Origin of the sequence: Pseudoalteromonas amylolytica (assembly GCF_001854605.1) — a bacterium.
Lineage (GTDB): Bacteria > Pseudomonadota > Gammaproteobacteria > Enterobacterales > Alteromonadaceae > Pseudoalteromonas > Pseudoalteromonas amylolytica.
In genome coordinates, this window is record NZ_MKJU01000035.1 from 147980 (window position 1) to 172309 (window position 24330).

Annotated in this window: 25 protein-coding genes; 16 read left to right on the forward strand and 9 right to left on the reverse strand. The window is 43.4% G+C overall.

Features of this window, described 5'->3' with window-relative positions; all coding sequences use genetic code 11:
* The first annotated feature begins 69 nt into the window (after positions 1–69).
* From BET10_RS19895 to BET10_RS19920, 6 genes are all read left to right on the forward strand, one after another.
* Positions 70–1326 carry an efflux RND transporter periplasmic adaptor subunit gene (locus tag BET10_RS19895; RefSeq protein WP_070987674.1) on the forward strand — a complete coding sequence of 419 codons (1257 nt, stop codon included), beginning with the start codon at positions 70–72 and terminating at the stop codon, positions 1324–1326.
* A 41-nt stretch (positions 1327–1367) separates the two neighbouring features.
* Entirely contained in the window at positions 1368–2072 is a 705-nt protein-coding gene (locus BET10_RS19900; protein ID WP_070987676.1) for an ABC transporter ATP-binding protein, read from the forward strand.
* A gap of 2 nt (positions 2073–2074) precedes the next feature.
* Positions 2075–3388, forward strand: a complete 1314-nt coding sequence (locus tag BET10_RS19905) for an ABC transporter permease (protein ID WP_070987678.1) — start codon at positions 2075–2077, stop codon at positions 3386–3388.
* 11 nt (positions 3389–3399) lie between these two features.
* Positions 3400–4605, forward strand: a complete 1206-nt coding sequence (locus BET10_RS19910; protein ID WP_070987679.1) for an ABC transporter permease — start codon at positions 3400–3402, stop codon at positions 4603–4605.
* A gap of 63 nt (positions 4606–4668) precedes the next feature.
* Positions 4669–6009: a sigma-54-dependent transcriptional regulator gene (locus BET10_RS19915; protein ID WP_070987681.1), complete on the forward strand. Its 1341-nt coding sequence runs from the start codon at positions 4669–4671 to the stop codon at positions 6007–6009.
* Position 6010: 1 nt separating this feature from the next.
* On the forward strand, positions 6011–7369 hold the full coding sequence (locus BET10_RS19920) for a sensor histidine kinase (RefSeq protein ID WP_070987683.1): 1359 nt from the start codon (positions 6011–6013) through the stop codon (positions 7367–7369).
* Here BET10_RS19920 and BET10_RS19925 read toward each other — a convergent pair whose 3' ends face one another.
* The 4 genes from BET10_RS19925 to BET10_RS19940 form a co-directional block, all read right to left on the reverse strand.
* Positions 7370–7855: a GNAT family N-acetyltransferase gene (locus BET10_RS19925; RefSeq protein WP_070987686.1), complete on the reverse strand. Its 486-nt coding sequence runs from the start codon at positions 7853–7855 to the stop codon at positions 7370–7372.
* Positions 7856–7888: 33 nt separating this feature from the next.
* Positions 7889–8263 (reverse strand): hypothetical protein, encoded by a 375-nt coding sequence (locus tag BET10_RS19930; RefSeq protein WP_070987687.1) that lies wholly within the window; start codon positions 8261–8263, stop codon positions 7889–7891.
* A gap of 90 nt (positions 8264–8353) precedes the next feature.
* Complete coding sequence (locus BET10_RS19935; RefSeq protein WP_070987839.1) at positions 8354–8992, reverse strand: 2OG-Fe(II) oxygenase; 639 nt, start codon at positions 8990–8992, stop codon at positions 8354–8356.
* A gap of 70 nt (positions 8993–9062) precedes the next feature.
* Positions 9063–9554: a low molecular weight protein-tyrosine-phosphatase gene (locus BET10_RS19940; RefSeq protein WP_070987841.1), complete on the reverse strand. Its 492-nt coding sequence runs from the start codon at positions 9552–9554 to the stop codon at positions 9063–9065.
* 210 nt (positions 9555–9764) lie between these two features.
* Between BET10_RS19940 and BET10_RS19945 the strand changes: the two genes are divergently transcribed.
* Positions 9765–9944: a hypothetical protein gene (locus tag BET10_RS19945; RefSeq protein ID WP_070987689.1), complete on the forward strand. Its 180-nt coding sequence runs from the start codon at positions 9765–9767 to the stop codon at positions 9942–9944.
* A 58-nt stretch (positions 9945–10002) separates the two neighbouring features.
* On the opposite strand, the gene BET10_RS19950 is transcribed toward BET10_RS19945, so the two are convergent.
* Positions 10003–11130, reverse strand: a complete 1128-nt coding sequence (locus BET10_RS19950) for a hypothetical protein (protein WP_070987691.1) — start codon at positions 11128–11130, stop codon at positions 10003–10005.
* 213 nt (positions 11131–11343) lie between these two features.
* Between BET10_RS19950 and BET10_RS19955 the strand changes: the two genes are divergently transcribed.
* The 3 genes from BET10_RS19955 (at position 11344) to BET10_RS19965 (ending at position 15407) form a co-directional block, all read left to right on the forward strand.
* Entirely contained in the window at positions 11344–12039 is a 696-nt protein-coding gene (locus tag BET10_RS19955; RefSeq protein WP_083330625.1) for a hypothetical protein, read from the forward strand.
* 102 nt (positions 12040–12141) lie between these two features.
* Complete coding sequence (locus BET10_RS19960; protein WP_240503724.1) at positions 12142–13053, forward strand: DUF4350 domain-containing protein; 912 nt, start codon at positions 12142–12144, stop codon at positions 13051–13053.
* 242 nt (positions 13054–13295) lie between these two features.
* Positions 13296–15407, forward strand: coding sequence for a tetratricopeptide repeat protein (locus BET10_RS19965; protein WP_070987693.1), 2112 nt, complete (start codon positions 13296–13298; stop codon positions 15405–15407).
* Positions 15408–15483: 76 nt separating this feature from the next.
* Here BET10_RS19965 and hmpA read toward each other — a convergent pair whose 3' ends face one another.
* Genes hmpA through BET10_RS19980 form a run of 3 tightly spaced genes read right to left on the reverse strand, consistent with a single transcriptional unit; the run spans position 15484 to position 18105 of the window.
* On the reverse strand, positions 15484–16647 hold the full coding sequence (gene hmpA / locus BET10_RS19970) for an NO-inducible flavohemoprotein (RefSeq protein ID WP_070987695.1): 1164 nt from the start codon (positions 16645–16647) through the stop codon (positions 15484–15486).
* A gap of 19 nt (positions 16648–16666) precedes the next feature.
* On the reverse strand, positions 16667–17881 hold the full coding sequence (locus BET10_RS19975) for an NnrS family protein (RefSeq protein WP_070987697.1): 1215 nt from the start codon (positions 17879–17881) through the stop codon (positions 16667–16669).
* Entirely contained in the window at positions 17881–18105 is a 225-nt protein-coding gene (locus BET10_RS19980; RefSeq protein WP_070987699.1) for a hypothetical protein, read from the reverse strand. The genes BET10_RS19975 and BET10_RS19980 overlap by 1 nt, the downstream gene beginning before the upstream one ends.
* A gap of 161 nt (positions 18106–18266) precedes the next feature.
* Between BET10_RS19980 and norR the strand changes: the two genes are divergently transcribed.
* The 4 genes from norR to BET10_RS20000 all read left to right on the forward strand — a co-directional run bounded on the left by norR (position 18267) and on the right by BET10_RS20000 (position 21820).
* Entirely contained in the window at positions 18267–19829 is a 1563-nt protein-coding gene (gene norR / locus BET10_RS19985) for a nitric oxide reductase transcriptional regulator NorR (protein WP_070987701.1), read from the forward strand.
* Positions 19830–20076: 247 nt separating this feature from the next.
* Complete coding sequence (bfr, locus tag BET10_RS19990) at positions 20077–20547, forward strand: bacterioferritin (RefSeq protein ID WP_070987847.1); 471 nt, start codon at positions 20077–20079, stop codon at positions 20545–20547.
* Positions 20548–20550: 3 nt separating this feature from the next.
* Positions 20551–21036 (forward strand): bacterioferritin, encoded by a 486-nt coding sequence (gene bfr / locus BET10_RS19995; protein WP_070987703.1) that lies wholly within the window; start codon positions 20551–20553, stop codon positions 21034–21036.
* Between the two features lie 412 nt (positions 21037–21448).
* Positions 21449–21820, forward strand: coding sequence for a hypothetical protein (locus tag BET10_RS20000; RefSeq protein ID WP_070987705.1), 372 nt, complete (start codon positions 21449–21451; stop codon positions 21818–21820).
* Positions 21821–21868: 48 nt separating this feature from the next.
* On the opposite strand, the gene bla is transcribed toward BET10_RS20000, so the two are convergent.
* Positions 21869–22612, reverse strand: a complete 744-nt coding sequence (gene bla, locus BET10_RS20005; protein ID WP_070987849.1) for a subclass B1 metallo-beta-lactamase — start codon at positions 22610–22612, stop codon at positions 21869–21871.
* A 221-nt stretch (positions 22613–22833) separates the two neighbouring features.
* On the opposite strand from bla, the gene BET10_RS20010 reads away from it, so the two are divergent.
* Both BET10_RS20010 and BET10_RS20015 read left to right on the forward strand, forming a co-directional pair.
* Positions 22834–23433 (forward strand): TetR/AcrR family transcriptional regulator, encoded by a 600-nt coding sequence (locus tag BET10_RS20010; RefSeq protein ID WP_070987707.1) that lies wholly within the window; start codon positions 22834–22836, stop codon positions 23431–23433.
* Positions 23423–24277, forward strand: a complete 855-nt coding sequence (locus tag BET10_RS20015; protein ID WP_070987710.1) for an alpha/beta fold hydrolase — start codon at positions 23423–23425, stop codon at positions 24275–24277. The genes BET10_RS20010 and BET10_RS20015 overlap by 11 nt, the downstream gene beginning before the upstream one ends.
* The last annotated feature ends 53 nt before the right edge of the window (positions 24278–24330 follow it).

The following is a 24330-nucleotide window of genomic DNA, read 5'->3' on the forward strand; positions in this document are numbered from 1 at the left end:
AAGTATCGTTTTGCTGGGCGCTTGGTTGATTGCCCTATTCGAAGCAAATGTCAGTCATTGAGGCTAATTATGATTAAAGATACCAGTGGACAGGATCAACTAGTTGTAAAAAGTAAACGCTTTGGAAAGCCTATTTGGGCTGCTATTACCATAGCTGTAACAGTCGCTGCATCTGCGGCTTTGATGAGCGGGTACTCAAACGCAGAGTTTTCTGTACAACAGGATGAATTGAAAATTGCCAAAGTAGAGCGAGGCGACTTTGTCAGAGATATTGCGACAACTGGGCGGATTGTAGCGGCTAACGCCCCGCGTATTTACGCCACAGAGCAAGGTGTCGTCACACTGCTTGTTAAAGCGGGCGATAAAGTCACTAAGGGTCAACCAGTCGCAACCGTAGATAGTCCAGAGCTACAAAATGCTTTGCAGCAGCAAAACTCTGAATTGCAAAGACTGCATGGAGAGTTAGAGCGCAAAAAGCTTGAAGCAAGACGACAGACATTAAGCCTTAATAAAACGCTGGATTTGGCACAAGTCGAACTTAATGCTGCTTTACGTGAGAATCGTCGAGCACAACTTTCAATTGAAAAGCGTTTAATCAGTCAAATTGATTTGGAAAAAGCAGTCGATGATTTAGCCCGCGCGAAGCTGAACTTCAAACATGCACAAAAAGAAGTGGCGCTCGCCAAGGACACATTAGCGTTTGAATTAAAATCGGCACAAAGCACCGTATCACGCCAGCAATTAGTGGTGGATGAGCTACAACGCAAAGTCAGCAATCTAGATATTGAAGCCAGTGTCTCAGGTATTGTGGGCAATATGTTGGTTGAGCCACAAGCATTGGTTACAAAGAATCAAGCGGTCATGACGCTGGTTGATTTAAGCGCATTTGAAGCAGAACTGCAGGTGAGTGAAAGTTACGCGAACGAACTGGGGTTAGGTATGCAAGTGTTGCTCAAAATTGGTAGTCATGAAGTCATGGGAGAACTCAGCGCTATATCTCCAGAGGTCAACGAGCGAGAAGTGACAACTCGAGTTAGATTTTCTCAACAAGGGTTGAGCGGAATTAGACAAAACCAGCGCATATCCGCGCGTATTTTGTTGGAAAACAAGTCTGACGTATTGATGGTCAAGCGTGGTGCTTTTATGCAAGAAGGAGGCTCCGTGGCTTACTTAATCTCAGATGGTCAAGCGCAAAGAATCGATATAGCAACGGGAGCCGTGAGCATTTCAGAGGTTGAAGTGTTAGGGGGGCTAAAAGAAAACGATCAAATAGTTATTTCCAGTTACACACCATTTAAACGCGCTGAACGTGTTATGTTGCGCTAAGCAATGCATGTTAGTCGAAATATATTGAAAGGAACAGAACCATGTTAACAATGAATAAAGTAAACAAAATATATCAAACAGATATGGTGCAAACACATGCATTGAGAGATTTTGACCTACAAGTAAATGAAGGTGAGTTTATTGCCGTTACAGGGCCGTCTGGTTCGGGCAAGACCACCTTTTTAAATATCGCAGGTATGCTAGAGCCCTTTTCTTCTGGTCAATATATATTGGATGGAGTTGATGTTGGCCGCTTGAATGATAATCAACGTGCAGATCTTAGAAATCAGAAAATTGGTTATATATTTCAGGGTTTTAACTTAATTCCAGATTTGAATCTATTTGAAAATATTGAAGTGCCGCTGCGCTATCGAGGCATCAAGGCTGCGGAGCGTAAACGCCGTGTTGAACAACGCCTAGAGCAAGTGGGTTTGGCCAGTCGCGCAAAACATTTACCACAGCAACTATCAGGTGGTCAGCAACAGCGGGTTGCAATTGCCCGAGCCTTAGCAGGGGAGCCAAGATTTTTACTGGCCGATGAGCCGACGGGGAACCTTGATAGTCTCATGGCGCGTCAGGTAATGGAATTACTTGAGCAAATCAATCGTGAAGGCGCAACGATTGTGATGGTTACTCACGACCCAGAACTTGCCCGCAGAGCACCTAGAAATATTCAGGTAGTAGATGGACAATTGGCAGATTTTACCCTTTACCAAGGTAATCCAGCCGCAGCCGTGGGAGCGTAACGATGTTGTTTCATTACTTAGATTTAAGTTGGCGTAGCTTTAAGCGCACACCCATGGTGAGTGTACTTATGGTGCTGGCCATCGCGATTGGAATAGGTGTTACAATGACGAGTCTGTCCGTGTACTACATGATGTCGAAAGACCCAATTCCTAGTAAAAGCAAGCAGCTACACCATGTGCAATTGCAAACAATGAATGATGGTAATACCTATTGGTCAAAGGATGATGTACCTTTTCAGGTCACTTATCAGGATGCGATGAATTTGCTCCATGCCCCGTTGCCCTATGAGCGCACCGCGATGTATAAGTCGGGATTTTCGGTACATCTGGGCAATGATCAGATAAAGCCATTCAAAGAGCCAACTCGTTTGACTACAAAAGATATTTTTCAGATGTTTGATTTGCAGTTTTTGTATGGCGGCGCTTGGACACAGCAACAGCAGGATGACATCGCGCCCGTCGTGGTTATTTCTAAGCGTATCAACGATAAGCTTTTTAATGGTGAAAACTCAGTAGGACAATCCCTCTATTTGGATGATATGAGAGTGCAAGTCATTGGTATTATTGAAGATTGGGATATGTCAGTGAAATTCTATGATCTCAACAATGGGTCATTCCAGCCATCGGAGGGTATTTTTATGCCAATTACAATGGGGCCAGCCAATGAAATCATAACTTGGGGTAATACCAATGGTTGGAAAAATGAAAGTGACAGAACATTTTCGGACCTACTCGTGTCCGAGAGTCTTTGGCTACAGTTTTGGGTTGAGCTTGAGAATGCGCAAGAAAAAGCCGATTTTGAGCAGTTTTTAATGAATTACATGATTCAGCAACAAAGTTTAGGCCGTTTTAACCGCGAAAAATTAACCGCCAATGTTTTCAACGTAATGGAGTTGATGGAGTATCGAGGCGTGGTCAAAGAAGATAACAAAATCATGGTGACGCTGAGTTTTATGTTTTTAGCGGTCTGTGTCGCGAATATTCTGTCGCTGTTGCTGGCTAAGTTCTTGCGTCGAGCGCCAGAGGTTGGCGTGCGCAGAGCGCTAGGTGCATCGAAATGGCAGGTGTTTTATCAGCATCTAGTTGAAGTGTCTTTGCTTGGTTTGTTTGGCGGGCTATTGGGGATTGTGATTGCACAGTTAGGTTTGTGGGGAGTGAGGGCCAGTAATGGATCGTACAATACGATTGCTAATATGGATTTAAACATGCTGCTTGCCGCCCCGACCATTGCGATTGTTGCATGTATTATTGCGGGTTTATATCCAGCTTGGCTGGTATGTAGAACAACCCCCGCTGTGTACTTAAAAACCCAATAAGGAGCGCTGTTATGTCAGAACTTAAACCAATATTTAATGCCCTGTGTCGCTCCAAGGTTGGGGCCATACTGTTGCTGCTACAGATTGCGATTACAACCGCAATTGTGAGTAACTCGACTTTTATTATCAAAGAGAAAATCGCCTATTTAGATCAGCCAACAGGTTATTCAGAGCAGGATATTTTTAGTTTTGAGGTGATGTCTTTTGGCAAAGATACCAATTTTAAACAACAAGCAGAACTGGATGAGCAAGCCTTACGGCAAATCCCCGGTGTTGTGGATGCAGTGATGATTGATTCTGTACCACTCAGTGGCAGCGGCTCTGCTAGCACTTTTCGTTTGCGTCCAACAGGTGAGAAGAGCAAAGGGGAGCAAGCCAACGTGTTTCAAGGTGACGAACATGTTTTAAACACCCTTGGTGTAAAGGTGCTTGAGGGTAGAAACTTTTATGAATCTGAAGTGATGGTGACAGATAACTATGATCAATATCCAAATATTGCCTTGATCACTAAAGCATTGGCAGATAGCTTGTTTCCAGATGGAGACGCCCTTGGTAAGTCAATCTATCGGGGGGATTTCCCAGTAAAAATCATCGGTATTACCGATATGATGAAAGGCCCTTGGTTAAGCTCAGAAAGAAAAGATCGCTCTGTTATTACCCCCTTTGTTTTGGCGCGAAAACTTACGCAGTTTATGGTGCGCACTGAACCCGGTAGACGTGCAGAAGTGATGCAACAAATCGAATCGCTTATGTTGCAACTCGACAGTAAACGTGTGGTTGAGAATATAATGGGATTAGAACAAGTAAAAGGTGGCTTCGTTGCTCCAGATAAGTTGACTATGCGTATGCTATTGGTCATGGTGGTGGTCTTGACGTTGATCACTGCGTTGGGTATTTTTGGCTTAACCATGTTCAATATCAATAAACGCACTAAACAGGTGGGTACGCGACGGGCGCTTGGCGCGCGTAAATCGCATATTATTAACTACTTCTTGGTAGAAAGCGTGATGATATGTATCGGTGGCTTGGTATTGGGTGCTGTGCTTGCTATTTTACTGGGGCAGCAGCTAATGCAGCATTACTCTATTGCTAAGCTCCCCTTGTTATATGTTGGTTTTACCGCTGTTGGAGTGTTGCTCATAAGTGTGTGTTCGGTCATCGGTCCAGCACAACGTGCCGCAAATATTTCACCCAGCGTGGCAACACGAACCATCTAACTGATTTTCAATCATTTGTGCTACACTGATTTTGGTGTAGCACATTGAAGTACAAATAATAATATGGAAAAAATACTCATTGTTGACGATAACGTTGCCATTTTGGAGGCGTTGTCATTATTGCTGGAAATTCACGGCTACAGTGTGGTACTTGCGCAAACCCCATTTGAAGCCGAACAGATCGTGCGCTATCAGCAAATCAGCTTGGTTTTGCAAGATATGAACTTTTCCAGTGATACTACCTCCGGTGAAGAAGGTAAAACGCTGTTTTATCGTCTTAGAGAAATCAATCCGCATTTACCCATCATCTTAATTACCGCATGGACCGAACTGGAAACCGCTATTGAGTTGGTTAAGGCGGGCGCTGCTGATTATGTTGGTAAACCTTGGGATGATCAAAAGCTACTGACCAGCATTGGTAATTTAATTGAGCTGGGTAAAACGCGTCAAAGTAACGCGAAATTTGAACGCCAAAAACAAGAGCGTAGCGACTCGAAGCAAGGTGCCAACTTAGTAGGGCTGGTATATGAAAGCACCGCTATGGAGCGCATTGTTGATATGGCGTTACAGCTAGCAAAGTCCGATGTGTCTGTGCTGATAACGGGCCCCAATGGCAGTGGTAAAGAGCGTATTGCTGAGATAGTCGTTGCCAATTCGCACCTAAAAGATAAGCCCTTTATTAAAGTGAACGCAGGTGCGCTGCCTCACGACCTCATCGAGGCTGAGTTATTTGGCGCGGAGGCGGGTGCATATACTGGGGCGAACAAACAACGTATGGGTCGCTTTGAAGCCGCCGATGGTGGCACGTTATTTCTTGATGAGATTGGTAATCTGTCGCTGTCGGGTCAAATGAAATTGTTACGCGTGCTGCAAACTGGTGAATTTGAACGCTTGGGATCAGTACAAACTCGCAAAGTTAATGTGCGGGTTATTTCTGCGACGAATGCCAACTTAATGCAGGATATTCAGGCGGGGCGCTTTCGTGAAGATCTCTATTATCGGCTCAATGTGATTGAATTAAAACTGCCTCCTTTAGCGCAGCGTCCAGACGATATCATTCCTTTGGTAAAGCACTTTTTACCAAAGCGAAGCGTGTCACTTTCCGCGCAGCGCGCGTTGCAGGCATATAGTTGGCCAGGTAACGTACGAGAGCTTGAAAATGCTTGTAAACGGGCAGGTGTACTCAAGCATGAAGGTGAGTTGAGTGAGCAGGATTTTGTACTTGATTCATCGCTTGAGTCATCTGCTGGAAGTACTGTGAAAGCCAAATGTGAGCCTTCTAAAGCTGAGTTACAAAGCGCGATGCATACCCATCATGGCGTGATTGCTAAAGTTGCGCGCCATTTTGGTCTCACGAGGCAAGCACTTTACCGACGTCTGAAAAAATTTGGTATCGAGTATTAGTATGCGAGCACAAAAGCCGTGGTTATCTCTAATTAATAAAATAAAGCTCATTGTAATGGTAGTTATCACGGTATGTTTGTGGGCAGTTTTTATTGCTGTACAAGTGCCTTGGATGCAGGGAATCGTAGTCTGGCTGGCTGCTATAACACTTGCTACTTTTATTGTCTCTGTTAGCTGTGCAACGCTTGAGCAAGGTTTAGATGCGCTGGAGCTTGGCTTACAAAATTTCAAAGATGGTGAGTTTGCTAACCAATTGACATATCAGCGTGCCGATCAGTTAGGCTGGTTATGTACATTGTACAATCAAACTGCGGAGCAACTACGAAGAGAAAAGCAGTGGATCCATCAAAGGGAATTGATGCTTGATAAGGTGCTGGAAAGCTCTCCTCAGGCATTGTTGCTGATTAACAGTAATGGTGTGGTAGTTTTTAGTAACCTAAGCGCCCGCGATCTGGTTATGTCGAACACTCGTATCGAGGGGTTGCATCTAAATCAAGCGCTAGAGCATGCTCCAGCAGAATTACAGCAGGCGATTGGGTCTGCTCAAGATGGTTTGTTTAACATCCTCAATACTTCAGAAGAAGTACAAACGTGGCATCTGTCAACGGGTCAGTTTTTGCTGAACAATCAGCACCATAAACTCTTTATATTGAAGCAGCTTACTCGTGAGTTAAACCGTCAGGAAGTGGCGGTTTGGAAAAAAGTAATCCGAATTATTAGCCATGAGCTGAACAATTCGCTTGGCCCCATGTCGTCGATGTTACACAGTGGTAAAATATTGTCACAGGGCTTGAATGAGCCAAGGTTACAACGCGTGTTTGCCACCATTGAAGAGCGTATTAAGCATTTAACTGCGTTTGTACAAGGATACGGTAAGTTCGCAAAGTTACCGCCGCCCAAACTCGAATTGATAGACTGGCAAAGCTTGATTAATGAGCTTGCTCAACAGTGGCAGTTTGTTGCGCCGGATAGTGTACCTTCAAGCGCCTGTTACGCCGATAACATGCAGCTTCAGCAGCTGCTCATTAACCTGCTTAAAAACGCACATGAGTCAGGCTCTTGTGCCGATAAGATATGCTTAACAATTGAGACACAGGGGCGAGGAGTTATTGTAAGCGTTACCGATGGCGGACAAGGTATGAGTGAGCAAGTCATGGCCAATGCATTGATCCCCTTTTACTCAACCAAAGCCACTGGAAGTGGCCTGGGTTTGGCTTTGTGTCGAGAAATCGTAGAGGCGCATCACGGCTATTTAAGTTTGCACAATATTTATCAGCAAACCGAGGTGGTAGGGCTTCAGGTGAAGATATTTTTACCTTGTTCTGATTTGCCAACTCAGCAATGTGATAGTCAAGTTTAGTTACTCATCCAACAGTTTATGCATGATAAAACTATCGATATAGCCTAGCTGTGGATGTTTATACGCTTTGGGAATGGTGCCGATAATGTCATAACCCAGCTTTTTCCAAAGTCGAATGGCTCCCTCGTTTGAGCTAACCACGCTGTTAAACTGCATGGCCTTAAACCCCAAAGATTGAGCGACTCGCTGTGAGTGTTCACAAAGCTTTTGCGCGATTCCTTGCCCTCGGGCGGCTTCACTGACCATGTAACCACAGTTGCAAATATGACTGCTGGGGCCCATCGCATTGGCTTTGAGGTAATAAGTGCCTAAGATTGCTCTGTTCGCTTTGAAAGCAAATGCTTTGAGCGGGGTTTCACACCACAGGTGGTACGCCTGTTCCAACGTCATGTCGGGGTCAAATGCATAAGTTTGCTGTGCTTTTATGATGGACTCAAAGGTTGGCCAAAATAAAACAAAATCTTGTTTTGTTATTTCTGTGATCATGCATTTACCTCGTTACTGCTTAATTGTTTGTTATTACTCTATGCGTTCTATTTCCGTAAGGTTGCTTTGTGCTTTTTCTTCGCTGGTTTTACTGGCTTTATTTTGTTCTGCATTACGACTTTGAGCGTTGCAGTTTTTATTTTTCTCTTGCCAATATACGGCATTTTGAACCAGTACGATGCTGCCCGAAATAACTAGGCTTGCAGCGCTTACTAAGCCCTCAGCTGCGAGCCATCCTCCACATGCTGAGCCGCTGCAACTTGTTAAGAGTGAAGCCCTTTCGCTATCCAATACTGCCTTTTTTGCATATATCTGACAACGATTATCAAAATAGGAGACCTCTTTGGGGTGAAATATACAGCCAGAGGTTAATGTGAGTATCGCTGCCCACAAAAATACTTGCTTCATGTTATATGCCATCCATGTTTTACCAAGGCACATAATATGCACGCTCAGTAAGATGTTGAAGTAAAAAAGTGTAGCTTTTTCAAAAACACATTACTGAGGGGGGTCGATGTTGCCTGCAACACTTGTGTTAACCCTAAACCAACCTGCAATAGAGTAACGTGCCTTTTTAGCGGGTAATACCTCGTGTGGAAACTCGTCGCTCAAAAAGGTAACCAAAGTACCGTAACTAGGTGGCACAATAAGTAATACTTGCTCACTATCATTTGGATCGTATATTGCCAATTCGCCACCATCGCCTTCCTGCCAATCTGGGTTTAGATACAATACGGTCGAAAGAATGCGGTTGGCTTCGCCTTTAAACGCGTCTAGGTGTTTTTTATAAAATGCACCTGGTTCATAATGAGCAAAATGACATTCGTAGCTAAACAGACCCAAAAACAAGCGGCGATTCAAGTAGACTTTTAAATCCTGCATATAGGTTAAAAATAGCGCTTCATTGGGGTCGCTTGTTTCTAACCAGTGGATCTTGTCACGGCGAACTTGCTCATTTTTCATATGATCTTCTTGGCGGCCAATACCTGCTTTATGAAAATCTTGTTGGGATAAAATATCGAGCCTTTCGCTCAAGGCCAAAAGGGCGGGTTCTTGTAAATCTAAACTTTGAATACTGACACCATGAACTTGTAAGTCCAGCGCAATTTGTTCAAATAAATTGGTCGATGTTGCCAAAGGGGTAGCTCTCAAAAATGGGGCGATATATTTACCACAAGCCCCCCTTTTAGGCGAGAAAAATAATCAGCTATTTGGGATTTTTTTGCAGTTCAATGATCAGCCTGTCACATGCGTCTTCAATGAGATCTAATACTGTTTCAAAGCCATCGCCGTTACCATAATACGGGTCGGGGATCTCGTCATATTCTCCAGCAGAAAAGTTCATAAATAACATAACTTTATGTTGATGTTGAATAGGGCACAGCGCCATCAAATCAGCAAGGTTGGCTTTATCCGCAGCTAGAATCAGGTCAAAGTCGACGAAGTCTTGGGGCTTGACTTGTCTGGCGGTCATGCCTTTAAAGTTATACCCGCGTTTTTGTCCAGCAGCAGCACTGCGTTTGTCAGGTGGGTTGCCTTGATGATAGGCAATGGTGCCAGCAGAATCCACGACTATGTCTAGTTGTGCTGCTACGAGCTTGTGTTTGAGTACGGCCTCACCTGTTGGGGAGCGGCAAATATTACCCATACAAACCACCAGTATTTTCTTTACAGACTCTGGTAAACCGAATGTATTCATCAATGATGCCCCTTGTCGTGCAAACCAATCATTTTTTAGCAATTTAACATACTCAAATAACAAATACATAACCGCGTCAGCTATTAAGAGGCGGTACACAGGTATTAACCCTTTTGACAACTGCAAGTTATACCGGGCTAATTTGTGAGCGTTTGGCTTTAAGATTAGGTGTCTACAAATTTGCAGACTTTTTTAATAAGGAAATCAATCATGAAGTTAAAACTTAACAAAAAGAAAATCAAAAACCTATCGAACGACGCACATAAGCTGCAGCAAGATATGACCCCGCAGGTTGCAGGTGGTATTTACTACAGCCGTGCAGGCCAGTTTGGTTGTGGTAGTTGGATGTTCTGTGAGCTGCCCACGGAGGATAAAAACAATAAGATGTAGGATATCGGCTGGCGGTAAGTCAGCCACAATCGAGTGATTTATTGCCCAGTCATTAAGACTAAAGAGTTTGCCAGCGGCCTTCGCTTTGTAGGTTACGAATAAATGCGTGTTCAACCATACACTTACTGGTATCTATACTCGTTACTAGGTTTTCCAGAGCAAGGGCTAGCTGATGGTTTTGAGCATACTTAGCGCTGATCAGCGCTGAGAATGCCAGCTCACACTGTACACTTATATCTTCTATACGAGATAAAGTATCTAGGGTATTGCTGCTCAATTTATTATGTTTGATATCAAGCAACACCTGTTTTAGCAATTCAGCGTCTTGCTCAACCTCGGCCAATTTAAGTGCCTGTTCGATATAATTTAAACGAGTGGCGGCACTTTCTTTAGACAATAAAACATGACTCAGAGCTAAATCAGCTGGGTAAACACAGCTTTCGACGTCTTTATAGGACTCGCTCAACGCCTCTTGCAACGTATCGCGGCGTTGATACCACTCATAGGGTGTAACGCTCGTATTAATTTGGGGAAATAAGGCGGTCACTTTAGCCAATGCGTTGGCTGAGTAAATCCCCGCACAGGTGTATTCAGTACCTGTATTGTACACTTTCTTATGCCATTTGATGGACTCTTGTATATTCACACTTAACCCATGAGCACCCGTAAAGCTATTACCAGCCATAATATTCATACAGCCAGAGTGACCATCTTCAGCGCACTGCTGCCAATACTTGTAGGCCAAATCAGGATACTTCAATAGGTGCAATGCAGTATGGCCGCCGGTGTACGCTAAGTGTTTGTTAACGTTATAAGAGCCAGAGTGCAAAACAAAGTCGATATCTTTAATCGCAAGTTCTGCCTGTGTGATATCAACACTTATGTTGCTAAGTAGGCGCTTTAAATTCACGCCGTACAAGCTCAACGCACGCGTGGCTCGATATTGAATGGTTTCTAACTCTGAGAGCTGGGTACTATCGAGGTGCGCCGAAATACGATCTATCGCTTGTTCTGACTTTTCAATATCGAGTGTTTCTTTGTCATACTCTTGTACCAAGTGTGTCCACAAGTACTGCTGTGCTATCTTAGCGTCAACGAATGTGTCTTGTGCTTGGGCATTGCCCCAAAGTGCTGGTATCAGGTAGCAAGCAAATAAACAGCCGAAAAGCGACTTGAAGTTGGCCATGTAATGTATCTTTTTATATTTTTTGTTCTATTTTGAGCGGGGGAGGGATTATAGAGTGTGTACTCAGTTATGGCAATAAAATAGGTGCACAGAGATGAGCCCGCACTCAGCATATCATCACTGCACTCGATACTTGCTATTGACTTTAAGAGATAATATCGTCAATTTTGGACCTTTATTAGGTTAGTTTTTCTAAGCAGGGTAGCGTATTTAATGGTGTTACAAACCATCGACTTAACTCAATCTAGGCACTGGCTAAACGATTCGCAAAGAGCGGCTATTCAACAGGTGATAAAGGCCAGCTTTTCCAATATCGATCCTGATGAGTATCTGGCAAAGTATTTTGACGATACTAAACCTTTTGAGCGCAAATTAAGACTGTATTACGGTGATGGTAAATTGGTGGGATATTGTTTGCTTACGTTTACCAAAGAACCTAAAGTGACAGTGATCAGAGCATCAGCGGCGTTTTTACCCGAGTATCGCAAAGGAGGAAATACATTTGCATTTTCAATAAAGCATAGTGTTTTTTGCTGGTTAAAAAGGCCATGGCGAAAGCACTTTTATGCCGATACTATGCTTAGCCCCGCAATGTATCGTGCGATAGCCAGTAAAACAGCCACAATTTGGCCGCACTTTGCACACCAAGCGCCAGCTGGAATATTTGAACAATTTAACTCAGGCGGTGAGATGAGTGGGGCTAACTCGCTGCGTTGTTTGGTACCGGTGAATAGAACGAGTAATTATTCACAGCAGGAATTAGAGACACTTAAAAATAGCGATAAGGCAGAGATAAAATACTACTGCCAAGTCAATCCTGAGTTTGCTAAGGGCACAGCGCTGTTTGTGATCATTCCAATTAACTTGGTTCAAGTGCTTAAAACCTTATGGAAAAATTTGCTTAACTAAGGCACACATAAAAAGGCGCTTACAAAAATATACATAAAATCGATATTCGCCCCCAGTGCGATAGTCTAAGGTGGTGTTCTTGCAAACTAAAAGGAGCTTAACGTGGCGATATTTAGATGGTTACTGTTTAGCATAATGATAATTAGCCTAGCGGGCTGCGCAAAGAATGATGGCTCACCTCAGCAAGCTGATCCTGATTTTATTCCCCAAAATACAACGGCCACTTTTAGCACCGAACAAAGCCCCGTGGTGGTGTTAGACGAAGCACACTATAACTTTCATACCGCAATTGGGCGTTACAAGCCATTCGCTCAAGTTTTGAAAAGCGACGGTTACACCCTAAAGCGGGGTAAAAAAGCCTTTACCTCTGATAATCTTGCAGGTGTTGATGTGTTGGTTATTGCTAACGCTTTGCACAAGGATAATAGCCGCAATTGGGACGGCCCTTATCACAGCGCCTTAACGCAAGCAGAAGTCGACACGTTAAAACAATGGGTGACACAAGGTGGTGCGTTATTATTAATTGCCGACCATATACCATTTCCCAGAGCGATTGCGCCGCTTGTTGGTGCATTTGGCTTTGAATTTGTGAACGGCCATGTTCAAGAAGTAACCTACAGTAGTGAAAATAACCTGTTGCAGCCTCACGGTATTGTTACTGGGAACAAGCAAAGCGAGCGAGTCAGTAAGGTAAGAACGCTTGGAGGCGATGCGTTTAAAGCCCCAGAGAATGCCATATCGATCTTGCAACTGCCAGCTGGAGCCACGGCATTAGTGCCAGACAAACCTTTCGCTATCAACCAAGATACCAAAAAACAGGCGATAGGTGGTTGGTCTCAAGGAGCGGTGCTTGAAGTCGGCCAAGGCCGTGTTGCAGTATTTGCAGAAGCCGCCATGTTTACCTCGCAGGTGTATTTACCAACGGGGCAAAAAATCGGTTTTACCTCAGTGGATGCCGAACAAAATGAGCAATTCTTATTAAACGTGATGCACTGGCTCTCAGGTGCACTTTAGCTGTTAACAGTACATCCTTTCTCTAGGCTGATGCTTTTGGTTATCAGTCTCTTGTCAATTCGACCCAAAGTGGCCAGCGACTATCACTAGAACGTATCAATGCTGGCAAGTCATAACAGCAGTATTAAAGCCTGCTAAATATGACAGTTGTCAAGGCCCTTTACATGCAAGATAATGACGCGTTAAATTTACCGAGTTTGTCGCCTGTTTTCTCAATAAAGCTGATTAGATAAGGATCATTAATGCGTATTTGCTTTTTGTTTGCCTGTTTATTGTTGTTGTCGTTACCAAAAAGCAGTTTTGCCAACGCGCCTACTGAGCAAGAAATTAGCTCGATTAGAGGGCAGCTTGTCGCCATAAACATACAACTTGCTCGGTTAGATGAGCGACTTAAACAGCAGCAAATACAAGGGCGTGATGTTAAAGCGTTACAAGCAACGCAACAGGCTTTGAGCTCTCAGCTAGCAGGCTTAACCGAGAAACTTAATCTGCAAACGCATGGCGATGATATCAAGGCACTACAAGCCACAGAAAAATCACTCAATACCCAGCTAACTAAACTAAACACCCAATTAGTCGGAAAAGAAATCAACCATGATATTCGTATTAATGGTGTTGAAAAAAGAATGTCTGACTTGATAGGTACGACCGACCTGTGGTTAACCATCTTGAGTATTGTGATCACGGTGATCACTGTTGTCGCCGCATTGGGTGGTTATTTGATCTACAGACAAAGCAAGGATGAAGCTACGAGAATTGCATATGAACAGATGAAAAAGTTTCTAGATGAGAATAAAGACGAGCTTCTTGAAAACGTCAGAAAAGAGCTAGATCAAAAGTTAACAGAAGCCCACTCATCCGTTGAAGAGTTGAAGAAGTATATTAAAGAAGCTAGGGTGCTTAATAAAAAGCATCGAGAGATGTGTGTAGAAGTTGAAAACATTCATAAGTCGATGAAAGAGCAAACGGAAAAAGGCTCAGAGCTTTCCAAAGCTTCGGAACAAACTGAGTTAAGTGTTGACGACCAGCAAAACTCAATACAAGGAATTTTTAACAAAGCCTACACATATTACAAAGGCGAAAAATATCTCAAGGCGCTGGAGCTTTATGAACAAGTGATTCAAATGACTGAAAAACAGGGAAAGCAAGACGACGCGATATATGCGAGATTTTTGTTCCATAAAGCGCTTACATTAGACAAGTTGGATAGAACTGAAGAAGAAGTAAGTACATACGAGAGTCTAATTGCCAACTTTGAGCATGATTCAAATGATAATCTTCAAGAGTGGGTTGCCTCAGCAATGTTAAACATGGGCATAACTATTGGGAATGATGGCCAACCAGAACGAGAGATAAGCACTTACGAAAAGCTGATCGCTCGTTACCAAGATACAGATAATGAAGATATTAAGGTACAAGTAGCTAAAGCTTATGTTTATAAAGCACTGACTCTTAGGCAACTTAATCAGTTTGAAGATGCTATCAACACTTATGATGAGATGATCAGCTGTTTTATAGATTCTGATAATGAAAATGTTAAGGAGCAGGTTGCGATTGCCATGAGAAATAAAGGGGTTGCACAAGGTAGTTCTCAAGAGGCAATAAACACATATGGTAATTTGATTGAGCGTTTTAAGCTGTCAGAATCTGAAGAAGTGCAAATTCAAGTCGCTAAAGCAATGTTGAACAAAGGGGTTGCAGAAGGAGTTCTTGAGAACCTCCTGAATGAAATAACGAATTATGATGATTTGATCGAGCGCTTTAGCGATACAAAAAATGAACAAATACAAGAGTTGGTCGCCAATGCGATGCTGTATAAAGGGATCACTCAACAGATGCTTGATGAAACAGAAGGCTTATACTCCACCTATAACAAGTTACTGAACCGCTTTAAAGCGTCAGATAATGATACGATCCAAGTATATGTTGCCAGAGCATGGCGCAATATTGGTGTTGCACAAGGCAAAGAAGGTCAGTCAGCTAAAGCAATAAGCACTTACAACTTGCTAATAGAGCATTTTAAGGAGACTGAGAATGAAGGTGTGAATACTGAAATTGCAAAGGCAATGTTAAATAAAGGAGTTGAACAAGGGGAGTTGGGTGAACCTCAAGACGAAATTGAGAGCTATGATGACCTCATTAAAAGGTTTAATCACTCTAACGATAATGACATCCAAGAGCAGGTTGCAAAGTCTATGTTTTATAAAGCAATTACGCTCAGAGATTTAGGCGAAACTAAACAAGCAATCAAAGTATATGATGAGTTGATAGAGCATTTTGAACACTCAGATAGTTCTGCTATTCAAGGGATTGTAAAGCGTGCTCGGGTAGACAAAAACAAGCTGCTCGACTAATCAGTTAGCATTATTGTCGCAAATCGGGTAGGCGGTATTGCTACCCGAAACAACCACTTATCAATATTGGTGAGGTTTACAAACTCTCGTGAGGCCCAAACACTTCATACAAAATTCGATCTGGCGCGACGCCCAGTGCCAATAGCTGCTGCTTAACAGCTGCCATAAACGCGGTGGGGCCACAAAGATAAAACTCGCCATGTTCATAGGGGAGTGACAGCGCACTGTGTTGTAGTTCGATTCGACCAGTTTTATCACCGCTATCGCTGTGCTCATACCAAACTTCTTTGCAAAGGTTTGAATGTTGCGCCGCTAGTTGCTCAATAGGGTGTTTAAAGCTGTGTTGAGACTCATCCACACAGGCATGAATAAATGCGAGTTGGGCACTGCTTTCAATGGCTAAAGCCTGTTCTAACATCGCCATCATGGGAGTGATGCCTACGCCTGCGCTAATAAATACTTTGTCATTAGCGGCTGCTTGTAGCACGAAATCCCCTGCGGGTGGGTAGAGGGTAACGGTATCGCCAACGTGCAACTGGTGGAGGTGAGTTGAAACCAACCCTTCACGTTTCACACTGATACGATAATGATCGTGTTTGGGCGCTTGCGACAGTGAATATTGGCGAATTTGTGTATTTTCGCTTGCTGCTGGGTTAACACTGATGGCGATAAACTGGCCTGCCTGATAACGGGTGATAGCGCGGCCATCGCAAGGTTTTAGATAAAAGCTCATTACATTTTCTGACTCTTTTACAAGCTCAGTAATCACAAACTCTCGGCCATCTCGCCAACCCCCTGGTTGCTGTTCAACGGTGCGATATAGGCCTTCTTCTTGAGTGATAAACAAATCCGCTAAAAAGCCATAGGCTTCACGCCACGCTTGCTCGATGTCAGGGGTAAATTGCTCAGGTGCAAGCTCTTTTAGAGTTTCAATCAAGTGATGCCCTACAATGTCATAATGCTTAGCTTGAATATTTAAACTCACATGTTTGTGATTAATACGCCCAATGGCCTGCTCTAAAACCTGTGGGTTATCAATATGGGTTGCATAGGCGGCGATGGCGTTAAACAAAGCAAACTGCTGCTTACCAGTGTGCTGATTGGTCATATTGAAAATGTTTTTCAATTCTGGGTTGTGTGAAAACATACGTTGATAAAAATGGGCGGTCACAGCAGTGCCTGCACCACTTAACAAAGGAATAGTGCTTTTGACCAAAGAAATCGTACGCTCAGATAACATATAAACTCCAAATAAAAAATTAACCACGACGACCGTCTACACGCTTTTGCGTGAGCACGGTAAAGTAGTAACGAACAAATAAAGCAAAACCAACACACCAAAGCGCGGCGCTGTATAACCAAGCATGATGTGGGTTGATGAGATAGGGTAAAAACACTCGACATATCGCCGCCAATGCAATCATTAAAAAGGCCGCGTTAACCGTAGCATTGACCTGTAAGGGTCTACCGGTGTGACCCAACGATACGCGGGCCATCATGGCAATAATGAGTAGGCCAATACCACCGAGGGTGATCAAATGTAATGCATCGGCAAAGGCGATAACGGGGCTAAAAAAGTGACTTGCTAGCAACAATAGGCCTACGGCACCAAAGGCATAACCAAGGTGTAATGACCAAAGCAGTGAAACGGCCAGAACCTTACGGTTAAACCACAGTACACTGCGAGTTAGATGCAACAAGGCTGCAAGTGCCAGTAAGTAACCGGGATTAAGCGGCAGCCTAAATACTTCACTGAGTACAAACCCGCTGACACCAAAGATGCTTACCCAAAGCAGTATTCGGTCAAGTTTAGGCGTGCGTATTTGTGTATCCAGCGCTAGCCCTCGGGCGGTAAAAAATGGGATCACACGACCCCCAATGATGCCAATCAGCAGCATAAACATCAAAACCGCCACTTGTGTGAACGTGCGTGCTAACACAAAATCACCTCGTTCAATTATCAGTAAAAACAGTGCATTAAAAATGCAAAGGGCGGATAGAATGACAATGAATATATAGTTGTTCTTAGATTTAGCGCGTAGCAACATGGTGCTTAAAAAGGCAATCGCGGTTAGCCAAAAAGTCAGCTGGCCAATTAACACCAACCACACAAGGTTAGGATGTACAAAGAACACATAGCGGGTAAGGCACCAAATTGCGACCAATAGGCCAAGTTTGTAACCACTCACACTTGGCACGTTGGTCCAGGTTTGCGCCGCCGTGAGCAGAAAACCGCTCGCGACGGCTCCTGCAAAGGCAAAAATCATTTCATGTGCATGCCAAAGTGTGGCGGGGACTTGGGCGCGCCAGCTTAGCTCTCCTGCTAAGACGCCCGCCCAAAGTGCAACGCTTAAGATTGCCCAAATAGCGGCGCATAAAAACATAGGCCTGAATGCCAGCATAAAGAAAGGCCAATGTTGAATTTGATACCACTTATATTCGGCTATTGGCTCAAGCAAATTGATGGGGCGCATTACTTCACCTCCATGCCTGATTGATACTGACAAACACAGCGCACTACATAGCTGAGTTTAAACAGTGCAGCGATAACAATACTCGAAATATGCAGCGCAACCTGTGTTGGTAACGTGAAATATGAAGCCAATGGGTAACTGGCCAGTACGCTGGCGCTAAAGCACAGCGCCAGTAATACCAGAGTGACATTAGCGGCTTTGAGTAAAATGGTGGCATCTAGCATGAGCAATCACTTCTAGAGATAAACAATGCTTTGCTATAGCAGACTCTGTGCCAAAAAATAATTTCTTATAATTCAATTGGTTGTAGTTTTTGTGATTGTGACATGAGTCAAATTGACATATATTGATTTGTATCTAAATAAACTAAATGGGTCATTTTGACATGAACGCGCAGTCTCTTTCTCAATTACTCACGCTAAGCGTGGCTTTGACCCGTGCACAGTCCTCGGATACGTCCCATTCAGTGACAGGGTTTTATAATGCACTGATCCAAGCGGTTAAAGCATGTATCAATGCCGATGCGGTCGCTTTACTGCTCAATCAAAATGGGACTTTGACCCCTGTTGCACTGGAAGGGTTAACACGGGATACCTTTGGCCGTCGTTTTGAACTGAATGCTCATCCACGGCTTGCGGCCATCAGTAAAGCGCGAGGTCCGATAAGGTTTGATGAACACAGTAACTTGCCAGACCCCTATGATGGTTTACTGTTGGCAACCGATGGTGATATGCCAGTACATTCTTGCATGGGTATGGCGTTGTTTGACGAACAACAGCTATTAGGCGTGTTAACCTTTGACAGTTTAACAATTGGCCGCTTTACCAGATTTAGTGACTCTTTTTTGCAGCATATTAACGACATCGTGAATGAGCAGCTCAAATGTGCGCTATACAATGAGCAACTGCTTAGGAAAGCGCAACATGGCAATGCGTTGATGAGTGCTTTAAATCAGGCTGCCCACGATATGGTGGGGCAAAGCGCGCCAATGCAAGGACTTAAAAATGACGTGCAGCTTGTAGCCAGCTCAGACTTTACCGTACTGATTTTAGGCGAAACGGGCACAGGTAAAGAGTTGGTGGCACGTAATATTCACAAGTCTTCACAACGAGCGGAGCAGGCTTTTGTGCAGGTTAATTGTGCTTCGTTGCCAGAAAGTCTGGCTGAAAGTGAATTTTTTGGTCATCGTAAAGGCGCGTTTACTGGTGCTGATAAACACCGAGAAGGTAAGTTTCTACTGGCCGACGGTGGCACGATTTTTCTCGATGAGATTGGTGAGTTACCGCTTAGTATTCAGAGTAAGTTATTGAGAGTGCTACAAAGTGGGGAAATTCAACCGGTAGGGGCAGATCAAACACAGCAAGTTAATGTACGCGTGATAGCAGCCACCAATCGCGACCTTAAACAGGAAGTTGCCCAGGGGCGATTCCGCGCCGACTTATACCACCGTTTAAGTGTTTATCCCATTAGTGTTCCGCCACTTAGAGCCAGACGTGAAGATATTCCACTGTTGGCGGGTTTTTTTATCGAACAAGTAAGAAAAAAGCTTGGAATCAAGCAACTTACCATGCACAACCAGTTGTCAAAGCTGTTAATGAACTACGACTGGCCGGGCAATATAAGAGAGCTTGAACATGTTATAAGCCGCAGCGCGCTCAAAGCCAAGCAGGCACAGTGGCCCACACAGATCATCAGTATTGAACCTTCGCACTGTGAATTACAAGCTCGAGATATGATGGGTGGAGCGCACGTCATTGAAGAGCCAGTAAGTATTGATATTGAGCCTTTAAAACAGGCGGTAGATGAGTTCCAGCGTAAGCGGATCATTCAAGCACTTGAAGTGAACAATCTAAACTGGTCAGCGACGGCCAGAGCCTTACAGGTAGATAGGGCCAACTTAGTGCGTTTGGCTAAACGCCTAAATATTCAGGTTAAAAAACATTTGTGAGTTAGGCGAGTAATGAGTTTGGGCGGGTAGGTATAGTTGCATTGAGCCGCTCTAAACTAGTTTTAAATCTACGAAAAAAGCATTGCAATTACAACTACGATTAGCAATGTGAATCACTCTCAATAATGTTATAAGTCATTTATTTTAAAAGAATATATTAAATGTCTGCTTAGTGCTAATCAGTCTTGCGTTGTGCTTATTTTGAACTAGGGTTATGGAGCGTGTGTTTGTATTTTTAGGGGGCCCCATGCAGGGTAACAAGCAAGTTTTAAACGTATTAAACCGAATACTGACGTTAGAGCTCACCTCAATAAACCAATATTTTTTGCATGCCCGCATGTATAAAAACTGGGGCTTAGAGGAGCTAAACGAAAAAGCCTACAAAAAGTCTATCAAAGACATGAAACAAGCCGACGACTTGATTGAGCGTATTTTGTTTTTAGAAGGACTACCCAATTTACAACATCTTGAAAAGCTGCGTATTGGTGAGCAGACAGAAGAAATGCTTAGCTGTGACCTTGCGTTTGAGATGGAGCAAATTCCTGAGCTGAAGTCAGCCATTGCTTTGTGTGAGCAAGAACATGATTATGTGAGCCGAGAGCTACTAGAAGATATTCTTGAGTATGAAGAAGAATACGTAGACTGGATAGAAGCGCAGCAATACCTGATCAAACACACTGGCATTGAAAATTATCTGCAATCGCAGATTGAGGAGTAGAGTATGCAAGGTAGTAAAAAGATTATCGACTTGCTCAACAAGCAGCTGACCCTTGAACTGACTTCAATGGACCAGTACTTAGCGCATTCAAAAATGTATGAAGATTGGGGCATAGGTAAGTTGGGCCATAAATTGGCGCATGAATATGACGAAGAGCTCGATCATGCAAAACACATTATAGAGCGTATTTTGTTTTTAGAAGGCACACCAGATACCGCAAGCAGGCAGCCAATTCATGTTGGTGACAACGTGCAGCAAATGCTAGAAAACGACTTAGCAGCTGAAATGACGGTTGCGGCAAGTTTAAAAAGTATCATCGCGGAGTGTGAAAAAGAAAAAGACTATGTCACCCGTGAGATACTTGAAAAGCTGTTAGATGATACCGAAATGGACCATATTTACTGGCTTGAGCAACATTTAGGTCTTATCAAACTGGTTGGTCTGCCCAATTATATCCAAAGTCAAATGGGCGGAGGCTCTCCGGATTAACGCGTAAATGTAACAAGTACCTTTGTATGGTGTGTGCACCATACCGATTTAAAAGCAGCCAACAACGGCTGCTTTTTTTCGTAAAGTGTTCACTGTGAAAATAATTACTTTGATATGTTAAAAATATGGCAATAATTGCCCTTGGTAAAGCCATTAGTGTAGTAGATAGACTATTGCAAAAATACCCGCAAACCCCCAGTTTATCTAAGATAGCAAGCGTAAATATTCACTCAAAAAGGAACTGGTGCAGTGATATCATCTGGAATAGTCAAAAGGAATAGAGTATTCCACTTGGTTTGAGAGTATGAAAAAAATTATCTCCATAACTTGAATTGTTTTCATTCTTTGTCTATTCGTTATGTTGCAACAAGGTTGCATTAAGAATAACTAAGTTTTAATACAAGGAAATAAAATGAAAACAACATTAAAAGCTTTCACTCTGGTAGCGGGTTCTTTATTTGCAGGTTCAGCGTTAGCGACCACATTAGTGTGTGATGTATACCCAAAATCTGGCGGTAATTCATTTGGGAATGGCACTAAAAACTGTGGCGCATTTGACTACTCATTTGGCAACTCAACATCAGGTAAGTTTTATTTAATCAATATTTCTAAGCCTATTCAGGAAGTGCGTTGGGAAGGGAGAGCCACTTGTAGCGGCGGTACTAGCTGTAATGCAACAATCAGAGCGTACACACAAAATAAAGCATCAGCGCTGATTTTATATAAAGATGGTACCTGGGAGCAGGCTAATACAGCCAGCGCATGGTATGAAACTGGTCATTAATCTAAGTTTCAATGTTGTAGCGGTTGTTTAAAAGCAACCGCTTTATCGTTATTGACCGTTCGGCTTTTTCGTCTTTTCAATCATGTGTGTACGGGCTAGTTTTACAGTGTGAGACAGTAACTTCACATCACCAATCTTGCCATGCCCCGGTACCACTTGTTCAATCTTCGGATATTTCTTCAATACGTTGTTAAGTGATATAGGCCATTGCTCAACTGATGCATCTGCAATGTTACCCAACCCCTTACTTGCAAGGCTTTTAACAAAGCAACCACCAAATAGCAGGTTATGCTGTTCCAACCAAACGACCACATTGTCTTTGGTGTGCCCCGCACCTGGGCTGAATATTTCAATGCTGTTGTTGGCCAAGGTGAGCGTATGACCAGTAAAGCTTTTGCTAGATTGTGGGCGGTTTTGCTCAGCCAAAAGGGTATTGGTGAGGGAGCTTGCGTAAGTCTCGATACCTACTTTATCTAAATATGCGATGCCATTGCTGGCATCTTGGTGAAAGTGGCTGATCAATGCGGCTTTTGGCACAAGGCCCTGTGACTTGATCCAGCTTACCAACTGCTGGGTATCAGCAATGGTCCATGGTGTATCTATGATATAGGCATTTTGCTGTTCAATAACAACTAAGCCGTTGGCCGCAACCAGTCCCCAAGGTTTCACATCCAAATAAGAGACATGTTGATAGACATTTTCTTTTATAGGGTGGATTTCAAGCGTTGATGATTCAGCGTTGGCCCGCACAATAAACGGAATAAGTAGCAAAACAAAAGGTATGATTTTCATAAAAGGTCGCAACGTAAATTGTAGTTTATGGGTGATAACTCTATTTGTATCAATCGTATTGCCGTCAGCATATCTGGCATGAAAATGGGGCCGTTGACGGTTGAGCATCATGCCGTGAAAAGTATGAATCTATCCTGAGCATAACATAACAAGCGAGTTGCAACGGCAAAGTTATACGAGTATTATAAAAAACGAACGTTCGTTCTATTTCTTGGTGTGTTATGGGTAAAGGTAAGCAAACAAAACAACAAGTGTTAGCCACTGCGCTTAATATTGCGACAGCAACCAGCTTAAATGATTTGACGATCGGTGGTTTGGCAGCCGCAACGGGTATGTCTAAATCGGGGCTATTTGCTCATTTTAATTCGAAAGAGAATTTACAATTGGCTGTATTGGAACATGCAAAGGAGATTTTTGTCGACACGGTTATCAAGCCGGTGGATACAAACCTTTCCGCCCTCGCCAAGCTGCTAAAAACCTGTGAACTTTGGCAAAGTTGGTACCAAGAGCAAGCGTGTACATGTATTTTTATCTCAGCAGCAGTAGAGTTTGATGATCAGCCAGGCTCTGTACGCGACTCGGTGAAATCACAACTGCAACACTGGCTTAACTATCTAAATAAATTAGTTGACGACGCAATTACGGAGCAATCACTTGCCCCACAAACAGACGCTAAACAGTTCACCTATGAGTTGTATTCTTTATATTTGGGGTCACAGCATATGACGTGGGTTGGCCTTGAAGACGATAACCATTCTCGGTTTAACCTAGCATTACAAAATTTGGTGAAACGCCACCAAGGAGCACATTATGAGCAGTAAAATATATTTCTCGGACAAGTCTGGTGCTAAACCATTCAGTTATTATGGTGTCAAGGCTCTATCTAGTACCGTCGCTCGAATAGCCCCTGCGGTTGGCAAAAAATTTGCGCGTCGGCTGTTGTTGACGCCGGTTCGCCATCAATCAAAAGCGAGTAAGCCGCTGGAGATGTCGAGCTATACGATTAACACCCAATTTGAAGCACTACACGTATACGAACTTGGTCATGGCCCCGTTGTACTATTTACGCATGGCTGGTCGGGTAGTGCCAGCCAGTTTTACCCTTTGATGGAAAAGGTTGCATCTTTGGGCTTTAAAGCGGTTGCATTTGACCACTATGCCCATGGTATGAGCGCGGGGAAAGAGGCTAATCTTCCGCTTTTCATTCGTGCTATTGATGCTGTGCAAAAACATCTGAACGAAGGTATTCACGCAGCGATTAGCCACTCTATGGGATGTGTTGCGGCGTTGAACACTATCAATCCGTTGCTACATGTTTTGATAGCGCCGCCATTTGACTTTTACAATGGCTTTGAACAGCGCATTTTATCAACGGGCATCTCTAAGACTTTATTCAAAAGTGTGATCCACTCGGTAGAGCAGCAGCACCAAATGCGCTTTGATAATTTATTACCTGAGTTACATCTTGCCAAGCATGACAAAGTGCTAATCATCCATGATGTGCAAGACAAGTTTGCACAGCATGACAACTCACAGGCTGTTGTGAAGCAATATCCTCACGTAGAGCTGATAAGCACACAGGGGCTTGGTCACGGGCGGATCATCAATGATGATCACACATGGCAATCCGTGCAAACTCAGTTACAAAAGCTACAAGCACAATAAAGATACGATGGCGTGATAGTACCTATCACGCCATTAATGTTTGGCAGGTAGCA